Genomic DNA, 25,983 nt, shown 5'->3' with positions numbered 1-25,983 from the left:
GATAGTCTAGGTGAGGACGACCGCCACGACTGATGACTTTATCTTTACGACTGAATAACTCTGACAACAAAGGAAGAAAGATATTCCAATCCATAACGGCATCCAAACGTTCTAAGGGATTGCCTTTTTCTGATAGTTTTGACAAGATTTTTTCATCGTCTGTGAATAAATGCATGACAGATCTCCTCATTACTTTTTATTCCCCAATTATCTCATTTTGGGGAAATTTAGGAAGTTTTTAGAGGTCCCCTTAAAAGAAAAGAATTGATAACTACTAAAAAACTATGTATAATATATTTGTATTCAGATGTAGTTTATCAATCTTTTTTAGAAAGAAGGATTGAACAATGGCTAGTATTACAAAGGTAGGTAAAAAATATAAAGTACAAATTTCACTATACAAATATGGACAACATAAAAAGTTAATCCAAACTTTTAAAACAAAATCAGAAGCAGAGTTATGGGCTTTAGAAATGGAATTAGAGAAAGGAAAAGGAAAGCAACTCTCAAACAGAGAAGTATCAACCCAGAAATCTATAAGCTGTTACAAAAAATTCCTGTCAAATCTAATGGATATATTTTTGATACCGATAACTTCAAACAGGCTTATCGCTTGAAACATCTACTCAAGCAATTAGATATACCTGAAACAACCTTTCATGGTTTACGAGACACTCATGCATCATTTTTGTTCTCAAAAGGAATTGATATTGTTTATGTATCCAAACGACTTGGACACTGCAATATTCAAACTACACAAAACTATTACTTAGAGCTAATGCCAGAAAAAAAGCACCAGCAAGATGCCGATGCCTTAAATTTATTATCTTCTCTAAGCAGCGAAACAATTTGAACCAACTTGAACCAAAAAGCTCCGCTGAAGATTGACACAGTAACGTTTGTATTAACGTTTTGAGAACTGGCTAGCTTTACGAGCTTTCTTAAGACCTGGTTTTTGGCTCATTCTGTTATTTAAATCCAAAACCCTTTAAAATCAACGTTTCTAAAATGAAAAATCACTAAAATTCTTATTTATAGACAAATATTTAAACCTAAACGGTATCAAAAAGGTATCAATTTTCTGTAGTTTCGGAGCTTATAAAATAAACGAAAGCTATCTCAATCAGTTGGGATTTTTTATTGACCTTTTTTATGTATATGATATAATTAAATAAATTACATAAAGAGGTACATAATATGGTTACAGTAGAAAAAAATAGAGCTGTCACATTCCAAGCTAACAAAGAATTGGTAAGCGAAGCAATGACAGTATTAAACAAAAAAAATTTAACCTTATCATCTGCTTTAAGATTATTCCTTCAAAATGTCGTTGTCACAAATGAGGTTGACTTATTGACAGAGGAGGAGCTAGAGAAAGAAAAACTTTTCAAGCAATTTCAAGCTGAAATCAACAAAAATATTGAAGATGTTCGTCAAGGAAAGTTTTATACCTCTGAAGAAGTGAGGTCTGAACTTGGACTATAAGAAATATCAGATTATCTATGCTCCTGATGTTTTAGAGAAGTTAAAGGAAATTCGTGATTATATTTCTCAAAACTATTCCTCGACATCAGGTCAGCGTAAAATGGAGCAAATCATTAGCGACATAGAAAAACTCGAGGTTTTCCCTGAAGTTGGTTTTGATGCCGATGAAAAATATGGTTCAAAAATCAGTAAGTACCACAGCACTAGAGGCTATACCCTAAGTAAAGATTATATTGTCCTTTATCACATTGAGGAGGAAGAGAATAGGGTCGTTATTGATTACTTGCTTCCTACTCGAAGCGACTATATGAAATTGTTTAAATAACAATCAAAAGCCTTAGCATATTGCCAAGGCTTTTAAAGTGTCGTTATCGCAATAAGCGACGCAACGCCTTATTCGACTGTCTCACAGAACGGCCAAAAAAGCGTAATACAGAAAATGCAATCATCCAACCAAATAGCGTTTTTCTCATAGCGTTATCTCCTCACTAAATATTATACCACAGGTTACTTCTTACTAGACTTTTTGCGGGCGATTTCCTCACGCATTTTTTTCTGATAAAATTCTATTTTTTCATGAGGAAGCATATTGCGGTAAGTCTTAATAAAATCATGATAAATCAAGTATTTCTTATCAGGATTAGTTAAATCCTCTACAAGCTTATTGAACCCTACTTTGAAGGTATCAAGGTCTTCAATGATGATATAAAGGTCGGAATCTTTTCGAAGGAAACGAATATTGTAATTATCCTTAAGATGTATCTCTAAAACATTGATAGACAAGTCTTTCGTCCAAAATTCCTGACCTTGTTCATCCTCTAAAATCAACGATTCAATGATATTAAAGGGGTAGGCAGAAGCTAAACAATCTCCAGTTGCTGCTTTATGGGCAACTTGTAAGAACCCTATTAATTCTTTACCAGAAAAGGGGCTAGGCTGTGGGATTTTATAAACGAGTGGTTTGTTAGTATTAGTCATCTTCTTTCTCCTTGTTTATTTATTCCATGGTTCTCTTGACAACAAGAAACCTAGTCTTTTTTAGCCTACGGCGATCGGTCGTCAGCTTTTCAGCCTGCCGACTAGCTTATTGTCAAGAGACTTTCACGGCATAAAGTGCTTAAAATAAGTTTTTCTCAATTATATTTTTTATCGTTTTGACTGCCGTCACTATATTTAGTTTAGGCGGTCGTATTTGATTAGCTAGTCTCATAGTAGAGCGGAATTCTTTTTCTGGCAAATACTTTTTAGCATTCTTACGCCAAAGAGCCAACTTTTGATTCACAGCTTTAAGCCTATCAGTCAAGCGGTCCATCTGTTGTTTAAGCCCCTTATTTTCATGCTGGAGCCTATCAACTTCAGACTTCAATTCCTTGTTTTCTGTTAGTAACTTTTCACTTTTTATCAATGATTTAGCTAGATTGTTCTGGTCTTTTAGAGACTTATTCAGTTTATGCTCTAAAGCATTCCTGTCCTGCCTCAGTCTAACGTTATTTGTCGCATTTTTAGAAGCAGTCTGATATAGCCTATTATAGGTTTCTCTATTCATCTTTAGTTTGCCGTCAAGTGTACGCTTTGCTAGTCCTTCTGCGTGTAGCTCCCTAAATCCTAAAGGCTCAACCTCTTTCAAATCAGTTAAACTTTCAGCTAAGGTCTCTATTTCTTTTTCGTATTGCTTCAACTCTTCGAGAGTATGCCACTCCTTCTGCTCCAAATGCCGGAGCAGTTGCTCTTTTTCTGAAACAGTCAACTCTAGCTGGTTTATTTTCTGGCTTATCTGCTCTAACTTATCTTGTTTTTCAGATAGTCGTTGCTCGACATCATCAAGCAATCGTTGCTTCTCCTTATATTCAGCAGTATCAAGATGTTTTTTCTCACTATCAACCTCTCCACGTTGTAAAGTGTACCCTTTATCATTCAGGTATTTTGGAAACTCCTCCTGGATTTCCTTAAGCTGTTCCTTATGACCAAATAAAGCTTTTGAGCTAAGCTTCCCATCTTTCAGTGGTACAAGTCCAAGGTGCATGTGTGGGGTACTTTCGTCAAGATGTACCATGGCATAAGCTATATTCTGTTCTCCGTATCTTTCTGCAAAGAAATTTTTAGCAGTCTCAAAAAATTCTTTCGTCTGCTCCTGGCTCATATCCTCAAAAAATGCCTTATCAGATGTGATAATCCATTCATTGCACAATACAGCATCTTTCCGAATAGCACGTTTAGATAGTTTATTGTCATTGACATACTTTTTTATTTGTTTGTCGTAGGGAATAGAGCGGTCACGGTCTGTTAACTCATAATTTAGATGACTTCGTTCGGGGTCAATATCCTTGTTTGAATGATTTTCAAAAACACGTTCATTATGGCGATAAGCACCACCGAGATTACCAGATTTGTATTTGACCATTCTAGCTACTGCATAACTCATTGATTTTTCTCCTTTCTCGGCTCAAAAGGTCGCCGAGCTGGTGGCGGATAATTGCCACCAGAAATAAGCAACCCATAGGCAAGATTTTTTCCTGAAGGGTCGGCACTACTTCCATGTAAAGTGTAACGCACTACACTTTACTCCGTAAATGTGCGTTCTCCGAAGGGTCTTGCAGACAGCTTTTCGCTCCGAATACGGGAGCGACTTCGAACCACCTCTCGAGCCACAAGAGGAGTTTCGATTATACTCGCCGAAGCGAGTAAGGCACTTAATCAGTGCCAAAGGTCGTACGCTTCGCATTGTCCGACAATCTACCGACCACCATAATAGGCTAATTGTTTTTCAAGTCTTGGTCGCTCATATTTCAACAAGTCTTTTAGCAAACCTAAATAATCAATATCTGATGTTTGATAGGTTTCTAAAATCTTTTTGTATTTTGCTCGTGTGTTTCTGTGTAGTTGCTTCCAGATATTTTTATCTCGTGTAAGAGCTACAAGATAGATCTGAGTTTCAACAGGTAAACCTTCAAATTTGAATGGTTTAAAAACAACAGTATTGATAACCTCGAATATCTCCTCAACTGAACGACTTCTTAACTGAAATTCCAATCGCCACCAATGCTTAAATTGACTTGCAAATTCCTTTTCTTTGTCAGTCCCATTTTCTAGTTGCTCTTTTTTCTTGTTATACAGCCTAACCTGTTTTTCCGAGCGAGAAGCACCTAAATACTTCGTTTCTAGTTTTCCAGTATCTGAACGAAATTCTTTGGTCGCAGTGGGGCGCCCTTTTTTCTCTAGCACAAACTCACTACAATCAACCTCAAACAAATCAAAAGCTAAGTCAGCACGAGATATTGAAATATCTTCAAGATATGGTATAATAGTGTCTATAATTTCAGTATCTACTGAACGGAGTTTATTAGGGTTGAACTCCAAACGGAAAGGGCGAGCATTAAAGGCTTGTCCTTTTATTTTGTCATATTCCATGTGGAGCACAACTTGACCTCCATCCTTTGTGTAAGCTCTGAACATATCAGTCATAGCAGTTTGAATAATAATAGCTGTATGACCTTCAACCAATCTTTTTAAGCCTAGGAGCTTGTATGATTTGATGTAAGCTGTTATCGTAATATTGTCTAAGCTAACTTTTAATTCCAAACAAGACTCCTTTCTTTTCTTGGTCGCCTATCGGCGCCAATTTTTTTGACTGCGTAAAGGCCTACGTAAAATGACATTCTCGGGGGAGCAACCCCGATCCGACTTCGTCGGACCATTTTCATTTTGCTCCAGCCAAACTTGCCAAAAAACGGGTGTAGTAAATGCACATCAGATGTGCACATAGCGGGCTGTTAGAGGGCGCCCAGTTATAATTTTTTCGTAACCCCTAAAAATCTGACCTCAAAACTATGTTTTCAAAATATTTTCATAACTGTTTTCATAAATGTTTTTAACTAGAAATTTTGTAAATTCGAAATAGATTTTTTGAAAAACTCTTCTCGGTCAACTAAAAATATTTTGCAGATTTTTTCAACAATTTCATCTGGTGGAACTTCCTTATTTTTCTTGTAGCTAAAGAAACGATCTTTGGCTTTTTTGATTTCTCCCAAATCATTAGACACATCAGTAAATAGTAATTCATTCAGTTCAAACCAACGTAGCTCAGATTGCATGCGAAAGCGTTCAAAGTTTCGCCAAAATAAACGACCATTATCAATTTTCTCTAACTCCTTGAACAAATGAAGTTTTTCAGCTTTTCTAAATTCTTTAGAACGAAACATGGAGACTTCTTCAGGAGTGAAACAAGGGAAGACTCCTTTTTCTGTAACAGCTATCGGTAACTTCAAGCGATTATCTCGGTCTGATAGTACCTTTTGGATAAACTGACTCATAGTCAATTTGTTATCTAGCTTGTAACTTATCAATCGAGGATTTAGTAAGTCAAACATATCAGTCATTTTTGAGAATAAACTCATCAATATAGAAAAATAAATATCGGCACTTGTATATTCCTGATAATCAATTTGATAAATCTCTAGGCGAGTTCTAATAGATTCATTAAGAGTATTATCATTTCCAAAATAAATAGTTATCATGTTACACCTCGTTAATGTACGTTCTATAAGGTAAACTGCGATTGTAATAGTATCCAGCCATTTGTCTCTCACGTTCAATCAAGTTAACCTCTTCTAGCCTTTGCAATATATGAATCATAGTTTTATTGCCACACGAAAACATTTTTGCCAACTCAGAAATTTTATAATTTAAGTAAATACTTCCCTCAGCATCTATCCAACCTTTTTCAATAGCTTCTGTCTGTTTACCTTTCAAGACAGTGTAGACTAAGATATCACTAGCAGATAGACTACTGTAAAAATCATCTCGAAAAAGTACTTTCGGGATAAGATAATAATCTTTATCGTAGTCCATAATTCTCACCTCTCAAATTGTTGTAGCCATTGAGCGACCTTGTGCTTATCGTACAAGGTCACCCCATCAATCACCATGTGGGGCATTCCTTCCTTCTGCCATTTAGCAACGGTTGTCGTTGAGACATCTAGCCAACGGCATAAGCCAGCCATTCGAACCATAGGCTTATAGAGTTCCTTGTCCTCAAGGGCTTTTTCTATTGCCTTTTGGAGCATGTTATCATAGCGAGCCAGTAACTTCTTTTCGGTTACTTTTGGAAGCTGTATAGTAAATCCTTCTGTCATTTTGAGTTCTCCTTTTTGTTAAAATCGTTTTATAGCTGTTTCCACTACCTATTTTCTGGGAACGGCTCAATCTAAAATAGTTCCATAGGGTAAATATACCTGTATAGTTTTTCAGACAGAGAGACACTCCTATTTTTCAAGGCTGGTTCTTGCTTGTTTCATACGTTCAGCAAGTTCTTGACGTTGTTCTTCTGTCATCTTGCGTTTTTTCTTAGGAAATACGTTGATTCCAAAATCTTCACCAATTTTCATGACTGCATTAAGCCAAATCGTTCTACCTTCTTCTTCCTCAGTGTTTAACACTTCATAAGCTTCAGGAAGTTTTAACACCTTTTGAATGTGCGGGTAATAATTAGTTTCAATCGTCCACTGTTTATCCAGTGCATCAAATCGGACAAACGTTTCTTGTTCTTCTAGTGTATAAGCCATAATTTGCCTCTTTCTTTATTGTATAAGCTTCGAAAAAATTAAACATATTTGTTTAATAATTAGATTTTATAAAACATTTTTGTTTTTGTCAACTAAAATTATACTTATTTGTTTAAAAATGATAAAATAATGCTTTGAAAGGAGTTTTATATGTCTAATATTGATGATATTTTTGAAAAACCACCAACAAGAATACGAGAGCTAATTATAAAATCTGGAAAAAAATTAAAAGAGATTAGTAAAGAAGCTGACATTCCTTATGGTGCTTTAAGTTCTTACAATCAAGGTATTAGGACACCTAAAAAAGAAAATGCTATAAAACTAGCTAATTATTTTGGTGTATCAGTTCCATTTTTGTTAGGAAGAGATAGTATTCAAGATGAAAAAGAAAACACATTGAAAAATCTTACTGAAGATGCCAAAGTTGCCTATCTTCATTTGGTGTATTTAGCGCAGTCTAGTAAAAATTTGAACATCCTAAATAACGAGGATATTCAAAAATTACAATCTATCCATGAAGAAAAGAAAAAGACCTTAGATAAACTAAAGGACTTACAGAACTGCTTATTCAAGTTAGAAGCGGAAGAAGAGACCTTACAAGACAAATTCAAAGTACAAACAACTGAAATATTTAATAAAATCTCTAATGAAAAAGGAGAAATTGAACTTTCCTTACATGACTTAAAACAATTACTAAATAAATAATCTGAATTGGTCATAATTTCTTTATTTTATAAGCTTCGAAACATAAAAAATAAAGGAGAAATTACAATGTCCATTCACAAATACCCAAGCAAAAAAGCCAAAAATGGCTATTTGTATTTAGTCAAGGTCTATATGAGAAGAGACGGTCAACGTGCAGACCATATCAAACGTGGCTTTCGTACTCGAAAGGAAGCCAAAGATTACGAAGCTAGGCTAATCTACCTTAAGGCTTCAGGAAAGTTGGAAGAGTTCATCAAGCCAACTCATAAAACTTATAACGAAATATTCGAGAAATGGTATCAAGCCTATCAAGATACGGTAGAGCCAACAACGGCTTCACGTACTCTTGATATGTTTAGGCTTCACATTCTGCCAGTTATGGGAGAACTGCCTATCAGCAAAATCTCCCCTTTAGACTGCCAGAACTTCATCACCGAAAAAGCTAAGACATTTAAAAATATCAAGCAAATCAAGTCGTATACTAGGAAAGTCTTTGACTTTGCAATCAAGATGAAACTGCTTAAGCATAACCCTATGGCTGAAATCATCATGCCAAAGCGGAAAAAGGCACGGATAGAAAACTATTGGACAGTTCAGGAATTACAAGAATTCCTTGCTATTGTTATTCAAGAAGAGCCTTATAAGCACTACGCACTCTTTAGACTATTAGCTTACAGTGGCTTAAGGAAAGGCGAGCTATACGCTCTTAAATGGTCTGATATAGACTTTCAGAGTGAGACACTAAGCGTCAATAAAAGCTTAGGACGATTAGACGGACAGGCAATCGAAAAAGGCACTAAAAACGATTTTTCAGTTCGAAGGATAAAGCTAGACAGCGAGACGGTCTCTATTCTGCAGGAATGGAAGGCAAATTGTCAAAAAGAAAAGGCACAACTAGCAGTTGCACCCCTTTCTATCGGGCAAGATTTTATCTTTACTTACTGCACACGGTCAGGCTCAATAGAGCCACTTCATGCAGACTATATCAACAATGTACTATCACGGATTATCAGAAAGCATGGCTTAAGGAAAATCAGTCCTCATGGTTTCAGGCATACCCATGCAACCTTGATGATTGAAATTGGAGTTGACCCAGTCAATACAGCAAAAAGGCTAGGTCATGCAAGTAGTCAAATGACTTTAGACACCTATAGCCATTCAACAGCTAATGGAGAAGATAAGTCCATCAAGCAATTTGCAGACTATCTCAAAGCAAAATAACAGTCAAAAAAGATGTAGAAGTTTTTCCAAAACGGTATCAAAAAAGGTATCAAAAGCAAAAAATAACAAAAAAAGCACCTTGCAAGAGACTTGCAAAATGCTTGTAATCGTTGATATAAAGCAATTCTTAACGTTTTGAGAATTGTGAAGCTTTACGAGCTTTCTTAAGACCTGGTTTCTTACGTTCTACCATACGAGCGTCACGTGTAAGAAGTCCTGCGCGTTTCAATGAGTCGCGGAAGTCTGGGTCTACTTGAAGAAGGGCGCGAGCGATACCGTGGCGGATAGCTCCTGCTTGCCCGGCATAACCACCACCTACAACGTTTACAAAAACATCATAGCTACCGACTGTTGAGGTAACAGCAAATGGTTGGTTGATGACCAAACGAAGGTCAGCGTGTGGGATGTACTCTTCTACATCTTTTTTGTTAACAGTGATTTTACCAGTTCCTGGAACAAGGCGAACGCGTGCAACAGCGTTTTTACGACGTCCAGTACCTGCATATTGTGCTTGTGACATACTTTATTTGTTCCTTTCCTTAGATAAGTCCTGAAATATCAAGAACTTCTGGTTGTTGTGCAGCGTGGTTGTGTTCAGAACCAACGAATACTTTCAATTTCATCCCTTGAGCGCGTCCAAGAGTGTTGTGTGGAAGCATTCCTTTAACTGATTTTTCAATCAAGCGAACTGCATTTTTTGAACGAAGTTCACCAGCAGTGATTGATTTCAATCCACCTGGGTACATTGAGTGAGTGTAGTAAACTTTATCAGTTGCTTTTTTACCAGTCAATTTTACTTTTTCAGCATTGATAACGATCACGAAGTCACCTGTATCAGTGTGCGGTGTGAATGTTGGTTTGTTTTTTCCACGAAGAACGCTTGCTACAACTGCTGAAAGGCGTCCAAGAGGCACATCAGTTGCGTCCACTACGTACCATTTGCGTTCAACTTCACCTGGCTTAGCCATGTATGTTGTCTTGTTCATGATTTCTCCTATATGAATATCGTTTTTGTTTACAGGGCGGATGTTCCAGTCCGCAAGTTATTTGAAGGTTCCGGGGCCTTTCAAATGGGGTAAACAATACCGTTTTCCATTATATCAAAAGAAAAGAGAGAAAGTCAAGCCTTACTACTCTTTTTTCTTAATTTTTTACTCTGGTAAATTTCCAAAATAAAGTTCCTGTTTCTGCTCAAAATTAGGGATTGGTCCAAGTCTCCTTGTCTACTCAAATAAACTAGGAAACTTTTTTCAGAAATAGACGAACAACTTACTCCTATCCCTACTATAACTCTAAGTAAGGCAAGGGGCGGTCACTATCTAAGGGGTGCTCCTCTATGCTTTTTTCTACTAGATTAAACCATTGTTTTGAAAATACTTCAAAGGAGAGGCTAGCTTCAGGGGTAGTCTGCTCTAATCGTCTACCAAACCACGCCATAGTCGCCTGTTCAAACTGTAACATCGCATAAGCAATCCGAGGCAAACCTGCCGCATCAAAATCTGTATGAAGAGAGCAAGCAACTTCTTGTGCCTGAGGGAGGAACTGACTTTCAATTTTATAACGCGCTTCTTCCCCCAGTTCTTGCCAATGAAGTAGATGTCCTTCAATTTGATAGAAGAAATCAAAGCATTCCTCATCTTCCTTAAAATTAGCGAGAATAAAAGCTCGCTCCACCTCTTGACTAGCCGCCTTTACAGCATTCACCAGCAACCTTTGCTGCATACTATACCAATAGTCCAGAGCGGCTTCTGCTGAGACGGTTTCTTCTATATACATTTCTTCTGCCAGACTTTCTGGACTAGCCTGTCCCGTGTTGACTTGCTCCACCTTTTTAAATAATCGGTCAAAAAATCCCATGTCTTCTCCTCATTTATAAATAGTTCTACTATCGTTTATCTCCAGAGCACTACAAAGCTCCTAATCAAAGCATTCGTCAACTAAGAATTATCGCTGATCTCTTCCAATGGATAAAATAGCCAGAGAGCCTGTTCCTGTGTGGCTAGCGATAATCGGTCCCAGAGGCGCCATAATGACTTGCTCTACCTGTGGATCTGCTAGCAAGGTAGCGCGCAACTGTTCTGCCGCCTCCACATCTCCAGTATATGCCACCATGACACAGGATTCATCCAGTTGCCCCAGCGTTAGAGCAAGCATTTCCTTTATCCCTTTTTTCTTACCACGAAGTTTGGCAATCGAGACAAGTTTTCCGTCCCGATCAATCGAAATCAGAGGTTTGATATTGACCAAGCCACCGATGAGAGCTGCTGCCTTTGACAGGCGACCACCACGCACTAAGTGTTGCAAATCATCAACCAAGAGATAGGTTCGAATACGGGGGATTACATCCTCAATAATAGCAAGCGTTTCAGCGAGTGAAGCACCTGCTTCCCTGGCTTGGGCAGCTTTTAAGACCAAGTAAGCCTCACCCAAGGTGGCAGCCTTGGTATCGATAATCTCAATCACTGCTTCTGGATAGTCTTCCATGACCATTTCCCGCGCCATGACTGCACTTTGATAGGTACCTGATAAGGCGGCAGAAAAAGCCAGATAGAGGACTGCTTGGCTAGCCTTTGCGGCTTCCCTAAACAGGGCTTCAAACTGTCCGACATTGACCTGGCTCGTTGTCGGTTGTCCACCCGCCAGCATTTTTTCTAGCAGGACATCACTGGTCAGGCGGTTCTCACCAACTGTTTCATAGACGACGCCGTCTAACTCCACGGTCAAGCCCATGACGGTTAGGTCGTATTGTTCAAGCCATTCTACTGGTAGATCCGCTGTGGAATCGGTCACGATCTTAAATGGGGTCATATCTCTCCTTCTAAACTGCTCCTTGCAGTCTCACACTTTCTTCCGAAAAACTTCATACATTAGCACTGCTGCTGCTACGCTAGCATTTAAACTCTGCACATGCCCTTTCATGGGAATGGTAACCATCTCATCAACCTGCTTTTTGATATTGGCAGAAATCCCCTTGCCCTCGCTTCCGATGATGAGCGCCATCTTGCCTCTTGTATCCCACTTGTGGCTAGGGGTTCCGTTCATATCTGTCCCAAAAATCCAGAAGCCTGCCGCCTTTAATGTCTCCAAGGTCTGGCTTAGGTTTGTCACTCGAGCAATGGGAACATGGGCGACCGCACCTGTTGAGGTCTTTGCGACAACGGGGGTCACACCGACCGCGCGGTGTTTGGGAATGATAATTCCTGCGACCTGAGTCGCGTCTGCCGTTCGTAAAATTGAGCCAAAATTATGGGGATCTGTCAAGCCGTCCAGAATCAGAATCAAGGGATTTTCTTCTTGCCCTGCCCTGTCCAAGATGTCGGTCAACTCTGTATAGGCAAATGCCGACACCCGTAGGACAAATCCTTGGTGAACAGCGCCTGACGTCATGTCAGATAAACTTTTCTTAGAGGTCCATGAAATGGACACCTTTTTGTCAGTCGCAAGAGCCTTGATCTTATCCACATTTTTTCCGCGCAAATCATCCTGAAGGTAGAGCTTATTGCCGACATTGGCTTCTAAACTTTCTACCACCGCATGCACGCCATAAACGATATCATTTGTTTCTACTTGTTTCATGTCCCTATTATAACACGAAAACAGGGAGTGGGGAAGAACTCATTAAATTCGAGAGACAACTGATTAACACAGCTTGGTAAATAGAGCCAAGTTTCCCAAATCAAGCTCGGTTTACAACAAATAACCAATTATAGCTTTATTCGTGTTTCCTACATCTTATCACCCCAGAAGCTCCCCTGCCTAATGACCTATTCAAACATGGAGGTTTTGCTGGCTGTCTGGTCAAGGAATGGGGATAATAGATGATGGTATGGTATAATAAAACATAGCTTTCCATTACGATAGGAGACGACCATGCCCTTACTTCATCGAACGATTAAGCTGGTTCTTGCGACCTGTATCGCGATTAGCTTGGCTGATTTTTTACAACTATCTTACGCTACCTCCGCAGGCATTATTGCTATTTTAAGTGTTCTGGATACGAGACGGGCTTCGCTCAAGACGGCTTGGGCTAGGCTGTGGTCAACGCTTTTAGCCCTTGCCCTTGCGACACTTGCCTTTTCATTTCTAGGGTTTCACCTGCTGACCTTGGGGCTCTACCTCTGCCTCTATGTCCCGCTTGCCTACAAGGCAAATCTGACTGCAGGGATTGCGCCCTGTACAGTCCTTGTAACCCACCTCTTCCTCGAAAAATCCACCTCGCTAATTCTTTTAGGAAATGAGCTTGCCCTCTTTCTGATCGGCGCCGGGATTGCCCTTATCGCCAATCTCTACATGCCTTCACAGGACAAGCAGATCCTGCTCTACCACGAAGAGGTCGAACAGACGCTAAAGTCAATTCTCCTGCGTTTTCAGGAATTTTTACTGACAGGAGATGGGCGCAATGAGGCGCAATTGATCAGCCAGTTGGATCAAACCCTCAAAAGAGCGCTTGATGTCGTCTATCTTGACCGCCACAATCAGGTCTTTCACCGTACCAACTACCAAGTTCACTACTTTGAAATGCGGCTGGCGCAAAATAAGATTTTACGCACTATGGCAAACAATATCAACAAATTTTCGCTCGAGAGCCGCGAAGCCGTTATCCTAGCCAGCCTCTTTGAACGGACAGCCCTCCAGCTCAGTCGGCAAAATCCCGGACATGAACTCCTCAACGATATTGAGCTCTTTCACCAGACCTTCCGTGAACGTCCGCTCCCTCAGACCCGGGAAGAATTTGAAGCACGGGCTACCCTCTTCCAGCTTCTCCATGATATAGAGGTCTTTATCCAGCTCAAGGTCGACTTCTACGAGCAGTATGCCGAGGAGCATTCCTAGAGTAGAAACCTTTTATCCTAGAACACAGCCCCCTCCCCACCATTTGGTGGGGAGGGTGTCTAGTCTTTTATAGTCATTTAGTTTATATTTTTATTACTTCGTTAACTCGTCTTGTATAATTGAACTCGGGCTACGAGCTGTGCAAAAAAGAGCGATAACTGTTTCAGTTTTAGCTGATGATGGTTCTTTAGGAAATAGGCTGAAAACCTCCACTGGAGCTTTTCACTCGTCAAAACTCCTATTTTTGCTTTGCTCGTTTAACGCCCTTGTATCTTGAGTTGTACTATTGAGAAAAGTTACACTTTTCTTATCTATAACTTGTCTAGTTATCAACTAGACAACTACCTGCGACTTTTAACGAAAACTTCCTTTTCTTCATTTCCCACCTCAAACAGTCTCTCCCCAGACTGTTTTGACGAAAACTTCGTTTTCTTTATTTCCTACCTCCAACAGTCTCTCCCCAGACTGTTTGAGCTAGTACTAAAAATAAACTAAACGGCTATAACAAAATATAGTTATAGCCTTGTACTAAAAGTAAACTAAATAACTAGAGATGGAGAGGATCGTTTTTGCCTATTAGACGATAGCCTTGTTTGTGTCGTTATCAAAGAAGTGTGCCTTGTTCAAGTTGAAGGCTAGGCGTACTTTTTCACCCGGTTTGTGGAAATCACGCGCATCTACCCGCGATACAAACTCGGTAGAGCCGACACGGCTATAAAGCATAGACTCTGCACCAAGCAATTCAGAAACCACTACTTCTGATGTCACGATACTTTCAGGATAGGCATCCAATTCCAATTGAGAAGCCTTGATGTCTTCTGGACGGATCCCTAGTGTGAGTTGTTTTCCATCGTATCCCTTTTCTTCCAAATGCTTTCTGCGACCTTCTGGCAAGCGAATTGAGAAGTTTTCACCGTCTGATAGGACACCATCTTTCAAGCTCACATTGAAGAAGTTCATTGCTGGACTTCCGATAAAGCTTGCCACAAACTTGTTGACAGGAGCATTGTACAATTCTTCTGGTGTACCGATTTGCTCGATCCGTCCGATCGTGCCTGTACCTGCTTCATTCTTGGTTGCGCTCATGATAACGATACGGTCAGCCAGGGTCATAGCTTCTGTCTGGTCATGGGTTACATAGATAGTTGTCGCACCGATACGGCGGTGGATTTTCGCAATTTCTGTCCGCATGGATACACGAAGTTTGGCATCCAAGTTTGACAAAGGCTCATCCATCAAGAATACCTTAGCATCACGGACAATGGCACGCCCCATGGCAACACGCTGGCGTTGTCCACCAGAAAGGTCTGCTGGTTTGCGTTGCAAAAATTCTGTCAAGCCAAGGATAGTAGCTGCTTCTTCTACCCGTTTTTTGATTTCATCCTTGCTGTATTTGCGCAATTTCAAGCCGAAAGCCATGTTGTCAAATACTGTCATGTGTGGGTAGAGGGCGTAGTTTTGGAATACCATGGCAATATCACGGTCTTTTGGTGCCACGTCATTCATCAATACGTCATCAATATAGGCTTCACCCTCTGTAATATCTTCGAGACCTGCAATCATACGAAGCGTGGTTGATTTACCACATCCTGAAGGCCCAACGAATACGATAAACTCCTTGTCTTTGATGTCTAGATTGAAATCTTCAACAGAGTAATGTTCGCTGTTTGGATATTTTTTGTAGATATTTTTCAGATTTAATTGAACCATGTTCAAACCTCGCTTTCTTTTACTCTTTTAGTATATATGAAAACGCTTTATTTTTCCTTGTCAATCTGAACAAAAAGAAAAAGACGATTTGTACAAGTTGCACAAAAGCCCCTTATCTGTATCAGGTCTCCTAGCCGTCCTCCAGTACAATCTGGTAACAGACCGCCAAATCGGTCAAGTTGCGGAGCTGAAGACCACTGACATCTAGCCATTTTTCGAGGCGGTATTGCAAGGTATTACGGTGAACATAGAGGCGTTGAGCCGCCTTGGTTACCACAGCCGCCTCCTCCCATAGGGCAAGAATACTATCTGCCAACTGATCTTGCTGGCTAATCATCTGTCCCAATTGATCTCGCAGGGGACGGAGCGAGATTTCCTGCCCTTGCCCCCATAAAAAGACCTGCCCAAAAGAAAGAACGCGGGAAGATTGAAAACGTTGCTGCCAAGCGCTAAAGATTTGGTGCTCTGCCTGAAAGAGCCTCGTCCAATTCCCCTCTGCTACTTGCGACCACATTTGCCCAACTAGAATAGTTAGTTTTAGACCAAAGTCAAATTCCATAGTTGACAAGGTATCTTCTAATACCTCCTGAATCGGGATAAAGGTGCTTTGCACCAGTACAAAAACCCTATCATGAGCTGTCAGCTGAAAATCAGCGACACGGTTGGGCAATAGGGAGCGCATGACTTCAAGCCAGGCTTGAAATTCCTCCTTTTCCTCAAGTGCCGACAGGGAATGATGCACATGAATCCACTGCATGGGACTAATCTCTTGGGGCATTGATCCCGTTCCCTTGACTAAAAATCGGTACCAAGGATGACTGGTATCGACCTCATCATCATCAGAAACTAGGGCTAGTAAGTAACGCTCCCGCTCTGTCAAGGTATCTTGGTCAATCTGAAGCCAACGACCATTGGATAGAGGGAGGGCGAGCTGGTGAGAATGATGGATAGGCGCATCAACAATAGTCCCAGCCGGAAAAAATACTAGCGCCTCTTGACTATCTAGCAAATGGCTTGCGACCTTTGTTCTTCGCGTTTTGCTCTGCTTGGAAAAAAACTGTTCCGCTCGCATAGAACCTCCTATCCATTTTCAATACACCACTTCACTATTTCCTCAAGGCGCTCGATTTGTCCTGTCATGTGGAGATAGCCCAGAACTGCCTCAAAGCCTGTCGACATCCGATAGGTCACGACATCTGCATTTTTTGCCTTCGTATGGCTATTGGTATTGCGTCCACGTTTGTAAATCTCCACTTCTTTTTCTGTCAGAAAATCCATGTCTAACATCTTGGAAATGAGGCTAGCTTGCGCCTTTGCCGATACATAACGGTTGGCTTCTCGGTGCAATTGATTGGGCTTGGTCAAGCCTTTAAAAATCAAGTGCCTGCGAATATACATAGAATAAACCGCATCTCCTTCAAAGGCTAGAGCAATGCCATTGATGAGGGTCACATCAATCACGTGTCCACCTCACTCCGTCCTTGGTGTCAAGGAGTTTGATACCCTGCGCTGCCAATTGATCTCGGATAGCGTCTGCGGTCGCAAAATCCCGCGCTACTCGCGCTGCTTGGCGTCGCTCAATCAAGGCCTCAATCTCGCTATCTAGCACTTCTTCTTCAAAGACAATCCCAAAGACTGCCAAAATCTGCTCAAGAGCTACCTTGACTTCAAGGTTGTAGTTGCCAGAGTTAATCCACTTGGCCAATTCAAAAACAACGGTAATCCCATTTGCCGTATTAAAATCTTCATCCATGGCTTGACAGAATTTGCTCTCAAACTCCACCAAGCGTTCGAGATCGACATTGTCTGTAAAGGGCTGCTTGTGGGTATTTTTTAAATACTTGAGATTGACTGCTGCATCTGCGACCCCTTTTTCAGTAAAGTTGATCGGCTTTCTGTAATGCTGGGTCGCAAAGAAGAAACGCAAGACCTGACCGTCCACCGTTTCAAGGGCGTCGTGAACGGTGATAAAGTTGCCCAAAGACTTGGACATCTTGACATTGTCAATATTGACAAAGCCATTGTGCATCCAGTAGTTGGCAAAGGTCTGCCCCGTCTTTGCCTCTGACTGGGCAATTTCGTTGGTATGGTGTGGAAATTCTAGATCTGCCCCACCTCCATGAATGTCGATGGTGTCACCTAAGATTTCTGTCGCCATGACAGAACACTCAATATGCCAGCCCGGACGACCTGCTCCCCAAGGGCTCTCCCAAGAAATTTCACCTGCTTTGGCTGATTTCCAGAGGGCAAAGTCGACAGGATTTTCCTTACGGGCAGTCTCCTCATCCGTTCGACCGCTAGCACCAAGCACCAAGTCTTCCAAGGTCTTGTTGGCCAAGGCCGCATAGTTTTCAGACTTCTCCACTCGGAAATAGACATCACCTCCTGCTTCGTAGGCGTAGCCTTTTGCGATCAATTCTTCAATAAAGGCCACAATCTCATCCATGAAATGCATGACCCGAGGGTGCTGGACAGCTGGCTTCACACCGAGTTTCGCCACATCAGCAGTAAAAGCTGCAATATACTTTTCGGCGATTTCTTGCGGACTAACTCCCTCTTCTTTCGCACGGTTGATAATCTTGTCATCTACATCCGTGAAATTGGAAATATAATTCACCTCAAATCCGCGGTATTCAAAATAGCGTCGAATGGTATCAAAAGCCACGGTTGAACGCGCATTTCCGACATGGATATAATTATAGACTGTCGGGCCACAGACATACATCTTGACCTTTCCAGCCTCCAAGGGGACAAACTCGCGGAGGCTCCGTGTCATGGTATCGTAAATTGTAATCATACTATTGGCACTGTGGATAGATCTGCTTATCCACACCTTTCCTTTCTAATGGAAGTCCTAGCATCACAAGGTGCTTACTGCTCTTTTTCGTCTACAACTTGGCTGAATAATAGCTGGCTTCTCTGGCTTCTTGTAGGGGACGAATGGCCTGCTCATCTTTTTTCCCATGAATGCGGACGATTTTTGCAGGCATGCCCACGACCGTCACATCTGCTGGCACATCTGATAGAACAACCGCTGCCGCTCCAACCTTGGCATTTTCACCGATTTCAATCGGCCCAATTATCTGGGAATGGGCAGAAATGAGGGCGCCCTTGCGAACAGTCGGATGCCGTTTGCCACAGTCTTTTCCTGTTCCACCAAGAGTTACTCCATGGTAGAGCATAACGCCCGACTCAATCTCTGCCGTTTCTCCGATCACCAAGCCTGCACCGTGGTCAATAAAGACACCACTTGCAATCTTAGCGCCTGGATGAATTTCAATCTGAGTCCAAAAACGCCAGAATTGACTATGCATGCGAGCGAGCAATTTAAAACCATGCTGCCACAAAAAATGGGACAGGCGATGCGCAGCCAAGGCTTTCACCCCTGGATAGGTCAAAATCACCTCCAGCGATGAGCGTGCTGCTGGATCTTTTTCTTTTACAATCTCAACGGTGTCTGTCCACCAACCCATTTTTTCTCCTTTATTCATGATAAGGCTGGGCAATCCGTGCTCAGCCTAACCATTATCGTCATTTAGTTTATCTTTTTCACACAGCGCTTAGCTCAAATTCCATTCACCAAGATCAGTCGACAAAGCATCTTTTTTGATTCTTAAAGAGGAGCAGCTACTTGCGACTGTTAACGAAAACTTGGTTTTCTTCATTTCCCAGCTCAACCAGTCTCTCCCCAGACTGGTTTGATGAAAAGACCATATCTTCAGTACTTATTTAGTTATAGGGGTGGGAGAGAAATCGGTAGACAAGGCCTCGATTTCTCTCTCATTCCTTACTTTTCCACCTTATGAAACTTAAATTCTCCGAGGCTTGTCTTCTCTTTCTTTTCTCTCGGACGGCGAGGACGGTCTGATCTTTCTCTCGATTCACCTTGCTCTACTTTTTCAGGACGAGGCAAGAGGACTTTCATAGAGGCATCCACACGACCTTTTTCATCAATCTTGATGACCTTGACATCAACTTCATCACCGATTTGTACCAAATCCTCTACTCGGTTGACACGTGTCCAAGCCATTTCAGATACATGGACAAGGGCATCTGTCTTGTCAAAGAGGTTAACGAAAGCACCGAATTTCTCAATCCGTACAACCTTGGCACGATAGACTTCGTCAACCTTGGCTTCACGCACCAAGCCTGCAATGATTTCTTTAGCACGATCAATGGCAGCGCGGTCACTTGAGTAAATGGCTACATTTCCTTCTTCATCAATGTCAATCTTGACACCTGTTTCTGCGATAATCTTATCGATGGTTTCACCACCCTTACCGATGACAATCTTAATCTTGTCAACATCAATCTTGATCGTATCAATCTTCGGTGCAGTCGGTGCCAAATCAGGACGAACAGCTGGAATGGCTTCTTCAATCACATTCAAGATTTCAAAGCGGGCTTTCTTAGCTTGGGCAAGGGCTTCTTGCAAGATTTCTGCCGTGATCCCCTCAATCTTAATGTCCATTTGGAGGGCAGTAATCCCGTCACGCGTTCCTGCCACCTTGAAGTCCATATCACCAAAGTGATCTTCCAGACCTTGAATATCTGTCAAGACCGTGTAATTTGTCCCGTCTGAAATCAAGCCCATCGCAATCCCTGCGACCGGTGCCTTAATCGGCACACCACCAGCCATCAAGGCAAGAGTACCAGCACAGATCGAAGCCTGTGAGGAAGAACCATTTGATTCCAGCACTTCTGCGACCAAACGAATCGCATACGGAAACTCTTCAAGGCTTGGCAATACTTGCTCAAGGGCACGCTCTCCCAAGGCACCGTGACCAATTTCACGACGGCCCGGAGCACCGTAGCGACCTGTTTCTCCTACTGAATATTGAGGGAAGTTGTAGTGGTGCAAGAAGCGTTTTTTATACTCAGGATCCAAACCGTCCACAATCTGGGTTTCCCCCATTGGCGCCAAGGTCAAGACAGACAAGGCTTGGGTTTGCCCGCGGGTAAAGAGACCTGAACCATGCACGCGTGGCAAGAAGTCTACCGCCGCCTCTAACGGACGGATCTCATCCACACGGCGACCGTCAGGACGAATCTTATCTTCTGTGATCAAGCGGCGCACTTCTGCATGCTCCATTTGCTCTAAAATCTCTGCCACATCACGCATGATACGGTCATATTCTTCATGGTCTGCGTATTTTTCTGCATAGGCAGCTGTTACTTGTTCTCTCACAGCAGTCGTTGCCGCTTCACGGGCTAATTTTTCTTCTACCTGAACTGCTTTTTGCAAGTCACTGTTATAGGCTACAATGATTTCTGCCTGCAAGTCCTCATCCACATGGAGTAGCTCAACATCTGCTTTTTCCTTGCCGACTTGGGCTACGATTTCTTCTTGGAAGGCAATCAATTCTTTAACAGCTTCGTGACCCTTGAGCAAGGCTTCTAACATGACTTCTTCGGACAATTCTTTTGCCCCAGATTCTACCATGTTAATCGCATCTTTTGTCCCTGCCACTGTCAATTCAAGCAGGGATCTTTCTGCCACCTCCTTGCTTGGATTGATAACCAATTCACCGTCTACATAGCCGACTTGAACACCAGCGATTGGTCCGTTGAATGGAATGTCAGAGATGGATAAGGCAAGTGAGCTACCAAACATAGCTGCCATCGGTGCGCTCGCATTTTCATCATAAGACAAGACGGTGTTAATCACCTGTACTTCATTGCGGAAACCTTCCGCAAACATTGGACGAATCGGGCGGTCGATCAAACGAGCGGTCAAGGTTGCATCTGTTGATGGACGACCCTCACGCTTGTTAAAGCCTCCGGGATATTTCCCAGCTGCATACATCTTTTCTTCGTAGTTGACCTGAAGAGGGAAGAAGTCTCCTGTTGCCATTTTTTTCGACATGACAGCCGCCGTCAGAACGGTACTCTCACCGTAGCGCACAACGACGCTTCCGTTTGCTTGTTTTGCGACCTGCCCAACCTCAACAACTAGAGGGCGACCCGCAAAGGTCATTTCAAATGTCTGTTTTCCCATTTGTATCTCCTAAATTTAAATCATTCTTTCTTCAAAACACAAAAGCAGACAAACAAGGTTCGTTCTTTTACGTTCAAAGAGGATATCGTGTTTTCTACAAAGGTCAGCCTAGGAAAGTCCCAAACTCAACTTTGCACAAAACCACGTATCCTGTTTATTTTATCATACTTTAGGTAAAAAACAAAAGAAGGAAAAACAAATTTATAGCCGTTTCGTTTAACTTTTATAAATTGAACTCGAGCTAAGCACTGTGTGAAAAAGATAAATACTCCTAGCTCTAAAGGTATAGTATACCTTTAGAGGTGGGAAATAGAAGTTTGCGAAGCAAACTCTCTCTAATCTCTTCGTCGTATTTCCTATTTCACTGTGCGCTTCCACAGTCTAGGAATAGACTGTGGAAGGTTGGAAATAAAACGAGTGAAACTCGTGTCAAACGCTCTCGTATCTTGGTACTAAACCAAAAAAGAAGGAAACAAAGTCCCTTCTTTTCATGTTCGCCAGATTAACGACGAAGACCCAATGAATGAATCAACTCGCGGTAACGGTTAACGTCTGTTCTACGCAAGTAAGCCAACAAGTTACGACGACGACCGATTTTTTTCATCAATCCACGGTAAGTTGCGTGGTCTTTTTTATGTTGTTTGATGTGCTCATTCAAGTGGTTGATTTCCCAAGTAAGCACTGCTACTTGTACCTCAACTGAACCAGTATCACCTTCATGACGAGCATATTGCGCCATGATTTCATTTTTTTTCTCTTTTGAGATTGCCATGAGTATTTCTCCTTTGTATTTGAGCCAAATCCGAGTAACAGGCTGGCAACCCGTGACCAAGAAAGGCTAATTTGTGTCCCTAAGACCCAACTATTCTATCAATCTTTTCTCTCTTTGTCAACTATTTCTGCGCTTGACGTGGCAAAATCAAGTTCAGAATGATTCCCACAATCGCACTGAGGGCTGTTCCTGAGAGGGTGACCGCTCCGATATTCAAGACAGCTCCTCCAAGACCCAAGACCAACATGGAGCTGGCAATGATCAGGTTGCGAACCTGCCCAAAGTCTACCCGACTTTCAATCAAGACTTTCAAACCGTTACTTGCAATGACACCATACAGCAAGATAGACATCCCTCCTAGAACGGCGCTTGGAATCGTAGAGATCAGCGCTGTGAATTTTCCAAGGAAGCTAAAAGCAATAGCAATGAGGGCAGCATTGCGGATAACTGATACAGAGGCGATCCGTGTCATTCCGATCACTCCTGTATTTTCTCCATAGGTCGTATTGGCAGGACCACCGATAAAGGCAGATACCGCAGTCGCTACCCCGTCTCCAATCAAGGTACGGTTCAAGCCCGGATTTTTCAAGAATGGACGGCCACAAATCTGGCTCAAAACGGTATGATCACCGATATGCTCTGCTACCGTTACTACTGCAATCGGTAAAATCGCAAGCATTTCTGGTCCAAAGTAGAGCTTGTACTGCTCAAAAACGCCTGACTTAAATGGCAGGTAGAAGCGTGGCAACTCGAGCCAAGGAGCCTCTATAACCGGTGTAAAGTTAACCAGACCAAGCGCCAGAGCGATCACATACCCACCGATAATAGCAATCAAGAATGGGACAATCTTCACGAAACCTTTTCCCTTGGTATTCACAAAGGCTGCAATCAGGAAAGTCGCAATCGCCGCAACAACATTGCGCCAGTCCCCATCTGCGATAAACCCAGCATTGGTCACAGCCGAATTAGCCAAGCCAAGACCGATAACGATAATCATCGGACCGATAACAATCGGTGGCAAGAGGGTATCAATCCACTTGGTTCCGATTACCTTAACTAAGCCTGCAATCAAGACATAGATAAAGCCGACAAAAAGTACCCCGGTCTGGGCAGCCGAGACATCACCATTCATCTCCTTAATGGCGAGCGCCATGGCTGAAATATAGGCAAAAGATGACCCCAAGTAGACAGGTACTTTAAACTGGGTTGCAAGCTGGTAGATTAGGGTTCCTACTCCCGAAGCAAAGAGGGCAACAGATACAGGCATTCCCAAAATCAACGGCACCAAAATGGTTGCACCAAACATGGCAAAGACGTGCTGAAAACTCAAGAGTATCCCTTGACCGAATGACGGTTTTTCATCCACATCCAGTAATAAACGAACTGATTCTTTCATAATCCTCCTCTGGGCACACAAAAAGCCCATGTCTCTTTTCGATAGTCATAGGCCTTTGTTAGTCTACTCCGTATTTGTCTTTCTCACCTCACAGGATGAGTTTAAAAACCTATGCTTGTACCAGTCTACCACAAAATGATTTTTTTGGCTAGCACCAACGGTCTACGCATAGATTATCGGCACCTATCAAGATGGATCAATACAATTTGTTACTTTTAATTGATGTCAGATTGCCTAATTTTTCGTAGCTGTTCCAATTTTAATTGGTTACAGATACAGCTACCTTTAAGGATAGGCTAAAAACCTCCACTGGAGCTTTTCACTCGTCGTATTTCCTAATTTAACTGTGGAAAGTTGGAAATAAAACGAGTGAAACTCGTGTCAAACACTCTCGTATCTTGTGGAATTGAGTTCAGCCTAAAACCTCGAAAAAAAGAGACGCAGATATTGTAACTTTAGTTACTTACAGCTGTGGCTACCTTTAGGGATAGACTACCTTGTGTTCATCGAACACAGTGGCAGTCTCCTATTTTTCAGTCGCTTTTTTAACGTCCTCGTATCTTATACTTCCACTCCGAATGTGGCTAGGGTTTCCAATTCATGGGCGGTTAATCTGCGGTAGGCGCCTAAGGCGAGATCAGTATCTAGGACCAACGGACCCATGCTGAAGCGTTGCAGATCTGTCACTTGTTTGCCACAGGCTGCCACCATGCGTTTGACTTGGTGAAATTTCCCTTCCGCAATCCGAATCTGCACGCGCGAGGTCTGGGCTGTTTCATTCACTTCTAAAACTTCCAAATCAGCAGGCTGGCAGGTAAAGTCTTTCAGCTCAATGCCACTGGCAAAGCGGCTGACATCTTCCCTAGTCATGATCCCCGCAACCTCTGCCCGATAGACCTTATCTACATGCTTCTTAGGCGATAGTATTTCGTGAGCCAATGCTCCATTATTGGTCAAGAGCAGAAGCCCGTGCGTATCAATATCTAGCCGTCCAACGGGAAAAACCTCCTTTTGTCTCGCCGTCTCGTCCAGCAATTCTAAGACTGTCCGGTGCTTACTATCTTCTGTCGCTGAAATCACTCCCTTGGGCTTGTTCAAAAGATAGTAAACAAATTTCTCATAGGACAAGACCTCGCCCTGATAGGCAATCTGGTCTTTCCTTTCGTCAATATGGGTTTTGGCGGATTTTTCCACCACCTGATTGACCGTCACCTTGCCCGATTTCAACATTTTCTTGACTTCTGTCCGCGAGCCAAGACCAGCTTCCACTAAAAATTTATCCAAACGCATCTGATTTCCTCATTTTTATACTTTATAATATATCTTTCAGCTGATAGCCTCACTATCAGGAACTACCTTTCATTTCTGTCATCATACTCGTCAAAAATCAAAATCTAACGTCGTTAACTCGTCTTGCTGAGTAAAAAGCTCCAGTGGAGGTTTTAGACTGTTGAAGGTAGGAGATAGAACAAGTAAAACTCGTGTCAAGTGTGCCCCCCCTTTGGGACATAACTGTTTCAGCTTTAGTCAGTTCCAGATTTTGATTTTTATAGAGTATCAGTATAGCAAATTCCCCTTCATCTTGCACCCTTCTTTTCTTCTCTCTGGTTTCGTGCTATACTAGACTAATAGAAACTAGAAGGAGAATACTATGTCTGTAATTGAACGTTTAACAAAAGCTAGTCACTTGATTGATATGGACGACATTATCCGTGAAGGACACCCAACCCTGCGTAAGGTCGCAACAGAAATCCAACTTCCACTGTCTGATGAGGAGGTCATCTTGGGAGAAAAAATGCTCCAGTTCCTTAAACACTCACAGGATCCTGTCATGGCGGAAAAAATGAAGCTGCGGGGTGGGGTCGGTCTTGCTGCACCACAGATTGATATTTCAAAAAGGATCATTGCGGTTCTTGTCCCAAATCCAGAGGACGAAGAAGGCAATCCACCAGCCGAGGCATACGCCCTCCAAGAGGTCATGTACAACCCGAAAATCGTCTCTCACTCCATTCAAGAAGCTGCTATGGAGGGCGGAGAAGGGTGTCTATCTGTTGACCGTGAAGTCCCTGGATACGTAGTCCGCCACGCTCGTGTAACGGTGGAATATTTTGATAAGACAGGGGAAAAACACCGCATCAAACTCAAGGGCTTTAATGCCATTGTCGTCCAACACGAGATTGATCATATCAACGGAATCATGTTCTACGACCGTATCAATCCAGAACATCCATTTGCGATCAAAGAGGGTATGCTCGTGATTGAATAATTGTTGGGCGTAGAAATTGGAATACCCTTTTTCATG

28 protein-coding genes and 2 pseudogenes are annotated in these 25,983 nt (G+C 42.0%); 8 read left to right on the top strand and 22 right to left on the bottom strand.

Annotated features, from left to right (window positions below):
- A pseudogene (locus BU200_RS10925) lies at positions 1 to 175 on the bottom strand (IS5/IS1182 family transposase); the annotation flags it as partial.
- A gap of 172 nt (positions 176 to 347) precedes the next feature.
- Here BU200_RS10925 and BU200_RS11795 point away from each other — a divergent pair.
- From BU200_RS11795 to BU200_RS05540, 4 genes and pseudogenes are all read left to right on the top strand, one after another.
- Positions 348 to 617 (top strand): Arm DNA-binding domain-containing protein, encoded by a 270-nt coding sequence (locus BU200_RS11795; protein WP_483409484.1) that lies wholly within the window; start codon positions 348 to 350, stop codon positions 615 to 617.
- Positions 515 to 853, top strand: a pseudogene (locus tag BU200_RS05550) (tyrosine-type recombinase/integrase); the annotation flags it as partial. The gene BU200_RS11795 and the pseudogene BU200_RS05550, both read left to right, overlap by 103 nt.
- Positions 854 to 1,197: 344 nt before the next feature.
- The gene (gene relB, locus BU200_RS05545; RefSeq protein WP_017648215.1) at positions 1,198 to 1,485 is read left to right on the top strand and encodes a type II toxin-antitoxin system RelB/ParD family antitoxin; all 288 of its coding nucleotides are present in this window, start codon (positions 1,198 to 1,200) and stop codon (positions 1,483 to 1,485) included.
- Positions 1,475 to 1,810, top strand: a complete 336-nt coding sequence (locus BU200_RS05540) for a type II toxin-antitoxin system RelE/ParE family toxin (protein ID WP_075099228.1) — start codon at positions 1,475 to 1,477, stop codon at positions 1,808 to 1,810. The genes relB and BU200_RS05540 overlap by 11 nt, the downstream gene beginning before the upstream one ends.
- A 182-nt stretch (positions 1,811 to 1,992) precedes the next feature.
- Here the strand turns inward: BU200_RS05540 and BU200_RS05535 are convergent, their stop codons facing one another.
- From BU200_RS05535 to BU200_RS05500, 7 genes are all read right to left on the bottom strand, one after another.
- Positions 1,993 to 2,463 (bottom strand): hypothetical protein, encoded by a 471-nt coding sequence (locus BU200_RS05535; protein ID WP_075099227.1) that lies wholly within the window; start codon positions 2,461 to 2,463, stop codon positions 1,993 to 1,995.
- Between the two features lie 139 nt (positions 2,464 to 2,602).
- Positions 2,603 to 3,907, bottom strand: a complete 1,305-nt coding sequence (mobV, locus tag BU200_RS05530; RefSeq protein ID WP_075099226.1) for a MobV family relaxase — start codon at positions 3,905 to 3,907, stop codon at positions 2,603 to 2,605.
- A 311-nt stretch (positions 3,908 to 4,218) separates the two neighbouring features.
- Positions 4,219 to 5,064, bottom strand: a complete 846-nt coding sequence (locus BU200_RS05525) for a replication initiation protein (RefSeq protein ID WP_075099225.1) — start codon at positions 5,062 to 5,064, stop codon at positions 4,219 to 4,221.
- A 293-nt stretch (positions 5,065 to 5,357) separates the two neighbouring features.
- Positions 5,358 to 5,999, bottom strand: coding sequence for a hypothetical protein (locus tag BU200_RS05515; protein ID WP_075099223.1), 642 nt, complete (start codon positions 5,997 to 5,999; stop codon positions 5,358 to 5,360).
- 1 nt (position 6,000) lies between these two features.
- Positions 6,001 to 6,333 (bottom strand): replication initiator protein A, encoded by a 333-nt coding sequence (locus BU200_RS05510; RefSeq protein ID WP_075099222.1) that lies wholly within the window; start codon positions 6,331 to 6,333, stop codon positions 6,001 to 6,003.
- A gap of 5 nt (positions 6,334 to 6,338) precedes the next feature.
- Positions 6,339 to 6,617 (bottom strand): DNA-binding protein, encoded by a 279-nt coding sequence (locus tag BU200_RS05505; RefSeq protein ID WP_075099221.1) that lies wholly within the window; start codon positions 6,615 to 6,617, stop codon positions 6,339 to 6,341.
- Between the two features lie 129 nt (positions 6,618 to 6,746).
- Positions 6,747 to 7,046, bottom strand: coding sequence for a hypothetical protein (locus BU200_RS05500; RefSeq protein WP_075099220.1), 300 nt, complete (start codon positions 7,044 to 7,046; stop codon positions 6,747 to 6,749).
- Positions 7,047 to 7,196: 150 nt separating this feature from the next.
- Here BU200_RS05500 and BU200_RS10680 point away from each other — a divergent pair, with 150 nt between their 5' ends.
- Together BU200_RS10680 and BU200_RS05490 are read left to right on the top strand one after the other, a co-directional pair.
- Positions 7,197 to 7,751, top strand: coding sequence for a helix-turn-helix domain-containing protein (locus tag BU200_RS10680; protein WP_083609366.1), 555 nt, complete (start codon positions 7,197 to 7,199; stop codon positions 7,749 to 7,751).
- Positions 7,752 to 7,817: 66 nt separating this feature from the next.
- Positions 7,818 to 8,972, top strand: a complete 1,155-nt coding sequence (locus BU200_RS05490; RefSeq protein WP_075099219.1) for a site-specific integrase — start codon at positions 7,818 to 7,820, stop codon at positions 8,970 to 8,972.
- 127 nt (positions 8,973 to 9,099) lie between these two features.
- Here BU200_RS05490 and rpsI read toward each other — a convergent pair whose 3' ends face one another.
- From rpsI to rlmB, 5 genes are all read right to left on the bottom strand, one after another.
- Positions 9,100 to 9,492 (bottom strand): 30S ribosomal protein S9, encoded by a 393-nt coding sequence (gene rpsI / locus BU200_RS05485; RefSeq protein WP_075099218.1) that lies wholly within the window; start codon positions 9,490 to 9,492, stop codon positions 9,100 to 9,102.
- A 19-nt stretch (positions 9,493 to 9,511) separates the two neighbouring features.
- Positions 9,512 to 9,958 carry a 50S ribosomal protein L13 gene (gene rplM / locus BU200_RS05480; RefSeq protein WP_067086679.1) on the bottom strand — a complete coding sequence of 149 codons (447 nt, stop codon included), beginning with the start codon at positions 9,956 to 9,958 and terminating at the stop codon, positions 9,512 to 9,514.
- 298 nt (positions 9,959 to 10,256) lie between these two features.
- Positions 10,257 to 10,829 carry a hypothetical protein gene (locus BU200_RS05475; protein ID WP_075099217.1) on the bottom strand — a complete coding sequence of 191 codons (573 nt, stop codon included), beginning with the start codon at positions 10,827 to 10,829 and terminating at the stop codon, positions 10,257 to 10,259.
- An 87-nt stretch (positions 10,830 to 10,916) separates the two neighbouring features.
- Entirely contained in the window at positions 10,917 to 11,780 is an 864-nt protein-coding gene (locus BU200_RS05470; protein ID WP_075099216.1) for a DegV family protein, read from the bottom strand.
- Positions 11,781 to 11,810: 30 nt separating this feature from the next.
- Entirely contained in the window at positions 11,811 to 12,548 is a 738-nt protein-coding gene (gene rlmB / locus BU200_RS05465; protein ID WP_075099215.1) for a 23S rRNA (guanosine(2251)-2'-O)-methyltransferase RlmB, read from the bottom strand.
- A gap of 294 nt (positions 12,549 to 12,842) precedes the next feature.
- Here rlmB and BU200_RS05460 point away from each other — a divergent pair, with 294 nt between their 5' ends.
- Positions 12,843 to 13,805 carry an aromatic acid exporter family protein gene (locus BU200_RS05460; protein ID WP_075099214.1) on the top strand — a complete coding sequence of 321 codons (963 nt, stop codon included), beginning with the start codon at positions 12,843 to 12,845 and terminating at the stop codon, positions 13,803 to 13,805.
- A gap of 576 nt (positions 13,806 to 14,381) precedes the next feature.
- Here the strand turns inward: BU200_RS05460 and BU200_RS05455 are convergent.
- The 9 genes from BU200_RS05455 to BU200_RS05415 all read right to left on the bottom strand — a co-directional run bounded on the left by BU200_RS05455 (position 14,382) and on the right by BU200_RS05415 (position 24,971).
- The gene (locus BU200_RS05455) at positions 14,382 to 15,515 is read right to left on the bottom strand and encodes an ABC transporter ATP-binding protein (RefSeq protein ID WP_075099213.1); all 1,134 of its coding nucleotides are present in this window, start codon (positions 15,513 to 15,515) and stop codon (positions 14,382 to 14,384) included.
- A 130-nt stretch (positions 15,516 to 15,645) separates the two neighbouring features.
- Positions 15,646 to 16,587 (bottom strand): helix-turn-helix domain-containing protein, encoded by a 942-nt coding sequence (locus BU200_RS05450; protein WP_083609365.1) that lies wholly within the window; start codon positions 16,585 to 16,587, stop codon positions 15,646 to 15,648.
- Between the two features lie 8 nt (positions 16,588 to 16,595).
- Positions 16,596 to 16,976: a Mini-ribonuclease 3 gene (locus BU200_RS05445; protein WP_075099212.1), complete on the bottom strand. Its 381-nt coding sequence runs from the start codon at positions 16,974 to 16,976 to the stop codon at positions 16,596 to 16,598.
- On the bottom strand, positions 16,969 to 18,312 hold the full coding sequence (gene cysS / locus BU200_RS05440; RefSeq protein WP_075099211.1) for a cysteine--tRNA ligase: 1,344 nt from the start codon (positions 18,310 to 18,312) through the stop codon (positions 16,969 to 16,971). Before cysS ends, BU200_RS05445 begins: the two co-directional genes overlap by 8 nt.
- Positions 18,313 to 18,403: 91 nt before the next feature.
- Positions 18,404 to 18,988: a serine O-acetyltransferase gene (gene cysE, locus BU200_RS05435; protein ID WP_075099210.1), complete on the bottom strand. Its 585-nt coding sequence runs from the start codon at positions 18,986 to 18,988 to the stop codon at positions 18,404 to 18,406.
- A 314-nt stretch (positions 18,989 to 19,302) separates the two neighbouring features.
- Complete coding sequence (gene pnp / locus BU200_RS05430; RefSeq protein WP_075099209.1) at positions 19,303 to 21,513, bottom strand: polyribonucleotide nucleotidyltransferase; 2,211 nt, start codon at positions 21,511 to 21,513, stop codon at positions 19,303 to 19,305.
- A 502-nt stretch (positions 21,514 to 22,015) separates the two neighbouring features.
- Positions 22,016 to 22,285, bottom strand: coding sequence for a 30S ribosomal protein S15 (gene rpsO, locus BU200_RS05425; RefSeq protein ID WP_075099208.1), 270 nt, complete (start codon positions 22,283 to 22,285; stop codon positions 22,016 to 22,018).
- Positions 22,286 to 22,406: 121 nt separating this feature from the next.
- Complete coding sequence (locus BU200_RS05420; protein ID WP_075099207.1) at positions 22,407 to 23,681, bottom strand: uracil-xanthine permease family protein; 1,275 nt, start codon at positions 23,679 to 23,681, stop codon at positions 22,407 to 22,409.
- 561 nt (positions 23,682 to 24,242) lie between these two features.
- Positions 24,243 to 24,971 (bottom strand): pseudouridine synthase, encoded by a 729-nt coding sequence (locus tag BU200_RS05415; RefSeq protein WP_075099206.1) that lies wholly within the window; start codon positions 24,969 to 24,971, stop codon positions 24,243 to 24,245.
- A gap of 361 nt (positions 24,972 to 25,332) precedes the next feature.
- Between BU200_RS05415 and def the strand changes: the two genes are divergently transcribed.
- Positions 25,333 to 25,947: a peptide deformylase gene (def, locus tag BU200_RS05410; protein ID WP_075099205.1), complete on the top strand. Its 615-nt coding sequence runs from the start codon at positions 25,333 to 25,335 to the stop codon at positions 25,945 to 25,947.
- The last annotated feature ends 36 nt before the right edge of the window (positions 25,948 to 25,983 follow it).

This window comes from Streptococcus acidominimus, assembly GCF_001921825.1.
Lineage (GTDB): Bacteria > Bacillota > Bacilli > Lactobacillales > Streptococcaceae > Streptococcus > Streptococcus acidominimus.
The sequence above is the reverse complement of the archived record's forward strand: the minus strand, read 5'-3'. Positions and strand labels throughout refer to the sequence as shown.

Bases quoted from the DNA above. Each gene is read 5' to 3' on its own strand.
- BU200_RS11795 (WP_483409484.1), top strand. From the start codon at position 348: ATGGCTAGTATTACAAAGGTAGGTAAAAAATATAAAGTACAAATTTCA.
- relB (WP_017648215.1), top strand. From the start codon at position 1,198: ATGGTTACAGTAGAAAAAAATAGAGCTGTCACATTCCAAGCTAACAAA.
- BU200_RS05535 (WP_075099227.1), bottom strand. From the start codon at position 2,463: ATGACTAATACTAACAAACCACTCGTTTATAAAATCCCACAGCCTAGC.
- mobV (WP_075099226.1), bottom strand. From the start codon at position 3,907: ATGAGTTATGCAGTAGCTAGAATGGTCAAATACAAATCTGGTAATCTC.
- BU200_RS05515 (WP_075099223.1), bottom strand. From the start codon at position 5,999: ATGATAACTATTTATTTTGGAAATGATAATACTCTTAATGAATCTATT.
- BU200_RS05510 (WP_075099222.1), bottom strand. From the start codon at position 6,333: ATGGACTACGATAAAGATTATTATCTTATCCCGAAAGTACTTTTTCGA.
- BU200_RS05505 (WP_075099221.1), bottom strand. From the start codon at position 6,617: ATGACAGAAGGATTTACTATACAGCTTCCAAAAGTAACCGAAAAGAAG.
- BU200_RS05500 (WP_075099220.1), bottom strand. From the start codon at position 7,046: ATGGCTTATACACTAGAAGAACAAGAAACGTTTGTCCGATTTGATGCA.
- BU200_RS10680 (WP_083609366.1), top strand. From the start codon at position 7,197: ATGTCTAATATTGATGATATTTTTGAAAAACCACCAACAAGAATACGA.
- BU200_RS05490 (WP_075099219.1), top strand. From the start codon at position 7,818: ATGTCCATTCACAAATACCCAAGCAAAAAAGCCAAAAATGGCTATTTG.
- rpsI (WP_075099218.1), bottom strand. From the start codon at position 9,492: ATGTCACAAGCACAATATGCAGGTACTGGACGTCGTAAAAACGCTGTT.
- rplM (WP_067086679.1), bottom strand. From the start codon at position 9,958: ATGAACAAGACAACATACATGGCTAAGCCAGGTGAAGTTGAACGCAAA.
- BU200_RS05475 (WP_075099217.1), bottom strand. From the start codon at position 10,829: ATGGGATTTTTTGACCGATTATTTAAAAAGGTGGAGCAAGTCAACACG.
- BU200_RS05470 (WP_075099216.1), bottom strand. From the start codon at position 11,780: ATGACCCCATTTAAGATCGTGACCGATTCCACAGCGGATCTACCAGTA.
- rlmB (WP_075099215.1), bottom strand. From the start codon at position 12,548: ATGAAACAAGTAGAAACAAATGATATCGTTTATGGCGTGCATGCGGTG.
- BU200_RS05460 (WP_075099214.1), top strand. From the start codon at position 12,843: ATGCCCTTACTTCATCGAACGATTAAGCTGGTTCTTGCGACCTGTATC.
- BU200_RS05455 (WP_075099213.1), bottom strand. From the start codon at position 15,515: ATGGTTCAATTAAATCTGAAAAATATCTACAAAAAATATCCAAACAGC.
- BU200_RS05450 (WP_083609365.1), bottom strand. From the start codon at position 16,587: ATGCGAGCGGAACAGTTTTTTTCCAAGCAGAGCAAAACGCGAAGAACA.
- cysS (WP_075099211.1), bottom strand. From the start codon at position 18,312: ATGATTACAATTTACGATACCATGACACGGAGCCTCCGCGAGTTTGTC.
- cysE (WP_075099210.1), bottom strand. From the start codon at position 18,988: ATGGGTTGGTGGACAGACACCGTTGAGATTGTAAAAGAAAAAGATCCA.
- pnp (WP_075099209.1), bottom strand. From the start codon at position 21,513: ATGGGAAAACAGACATTTGAAATGACCTTTGCGGGTCGCCCTCTAGTT.
- rpsO (WP_075099208.1), bottom strand. From the start codon at position 22,285: ATGGCAATCTCAAAAGAGAAAAAAAATGAAATCATGGCGCAATATGCT.
- BU200_RS05420 (WP_075099207.1), bottom strand. From the start codon at position 23,681: ATGAAAGAATCAGTTCGTTTATTACTGGATGTGGATGAAAAACCGTCA.
- BU200_RS05415 (WP_075099206.1), bottom strand. From the start codon at position 24,971: ATGCGTTTGGATAAATTTTTAGTGGAAGCTGGTCTTGGCTCGCGGACA.
- def (WP_075099205.1), top strand. From the start codon at position 25,333: ATGTCTGTAATTGAACGTTTAACAAAAGCTAGTCACTTGATTGATATG.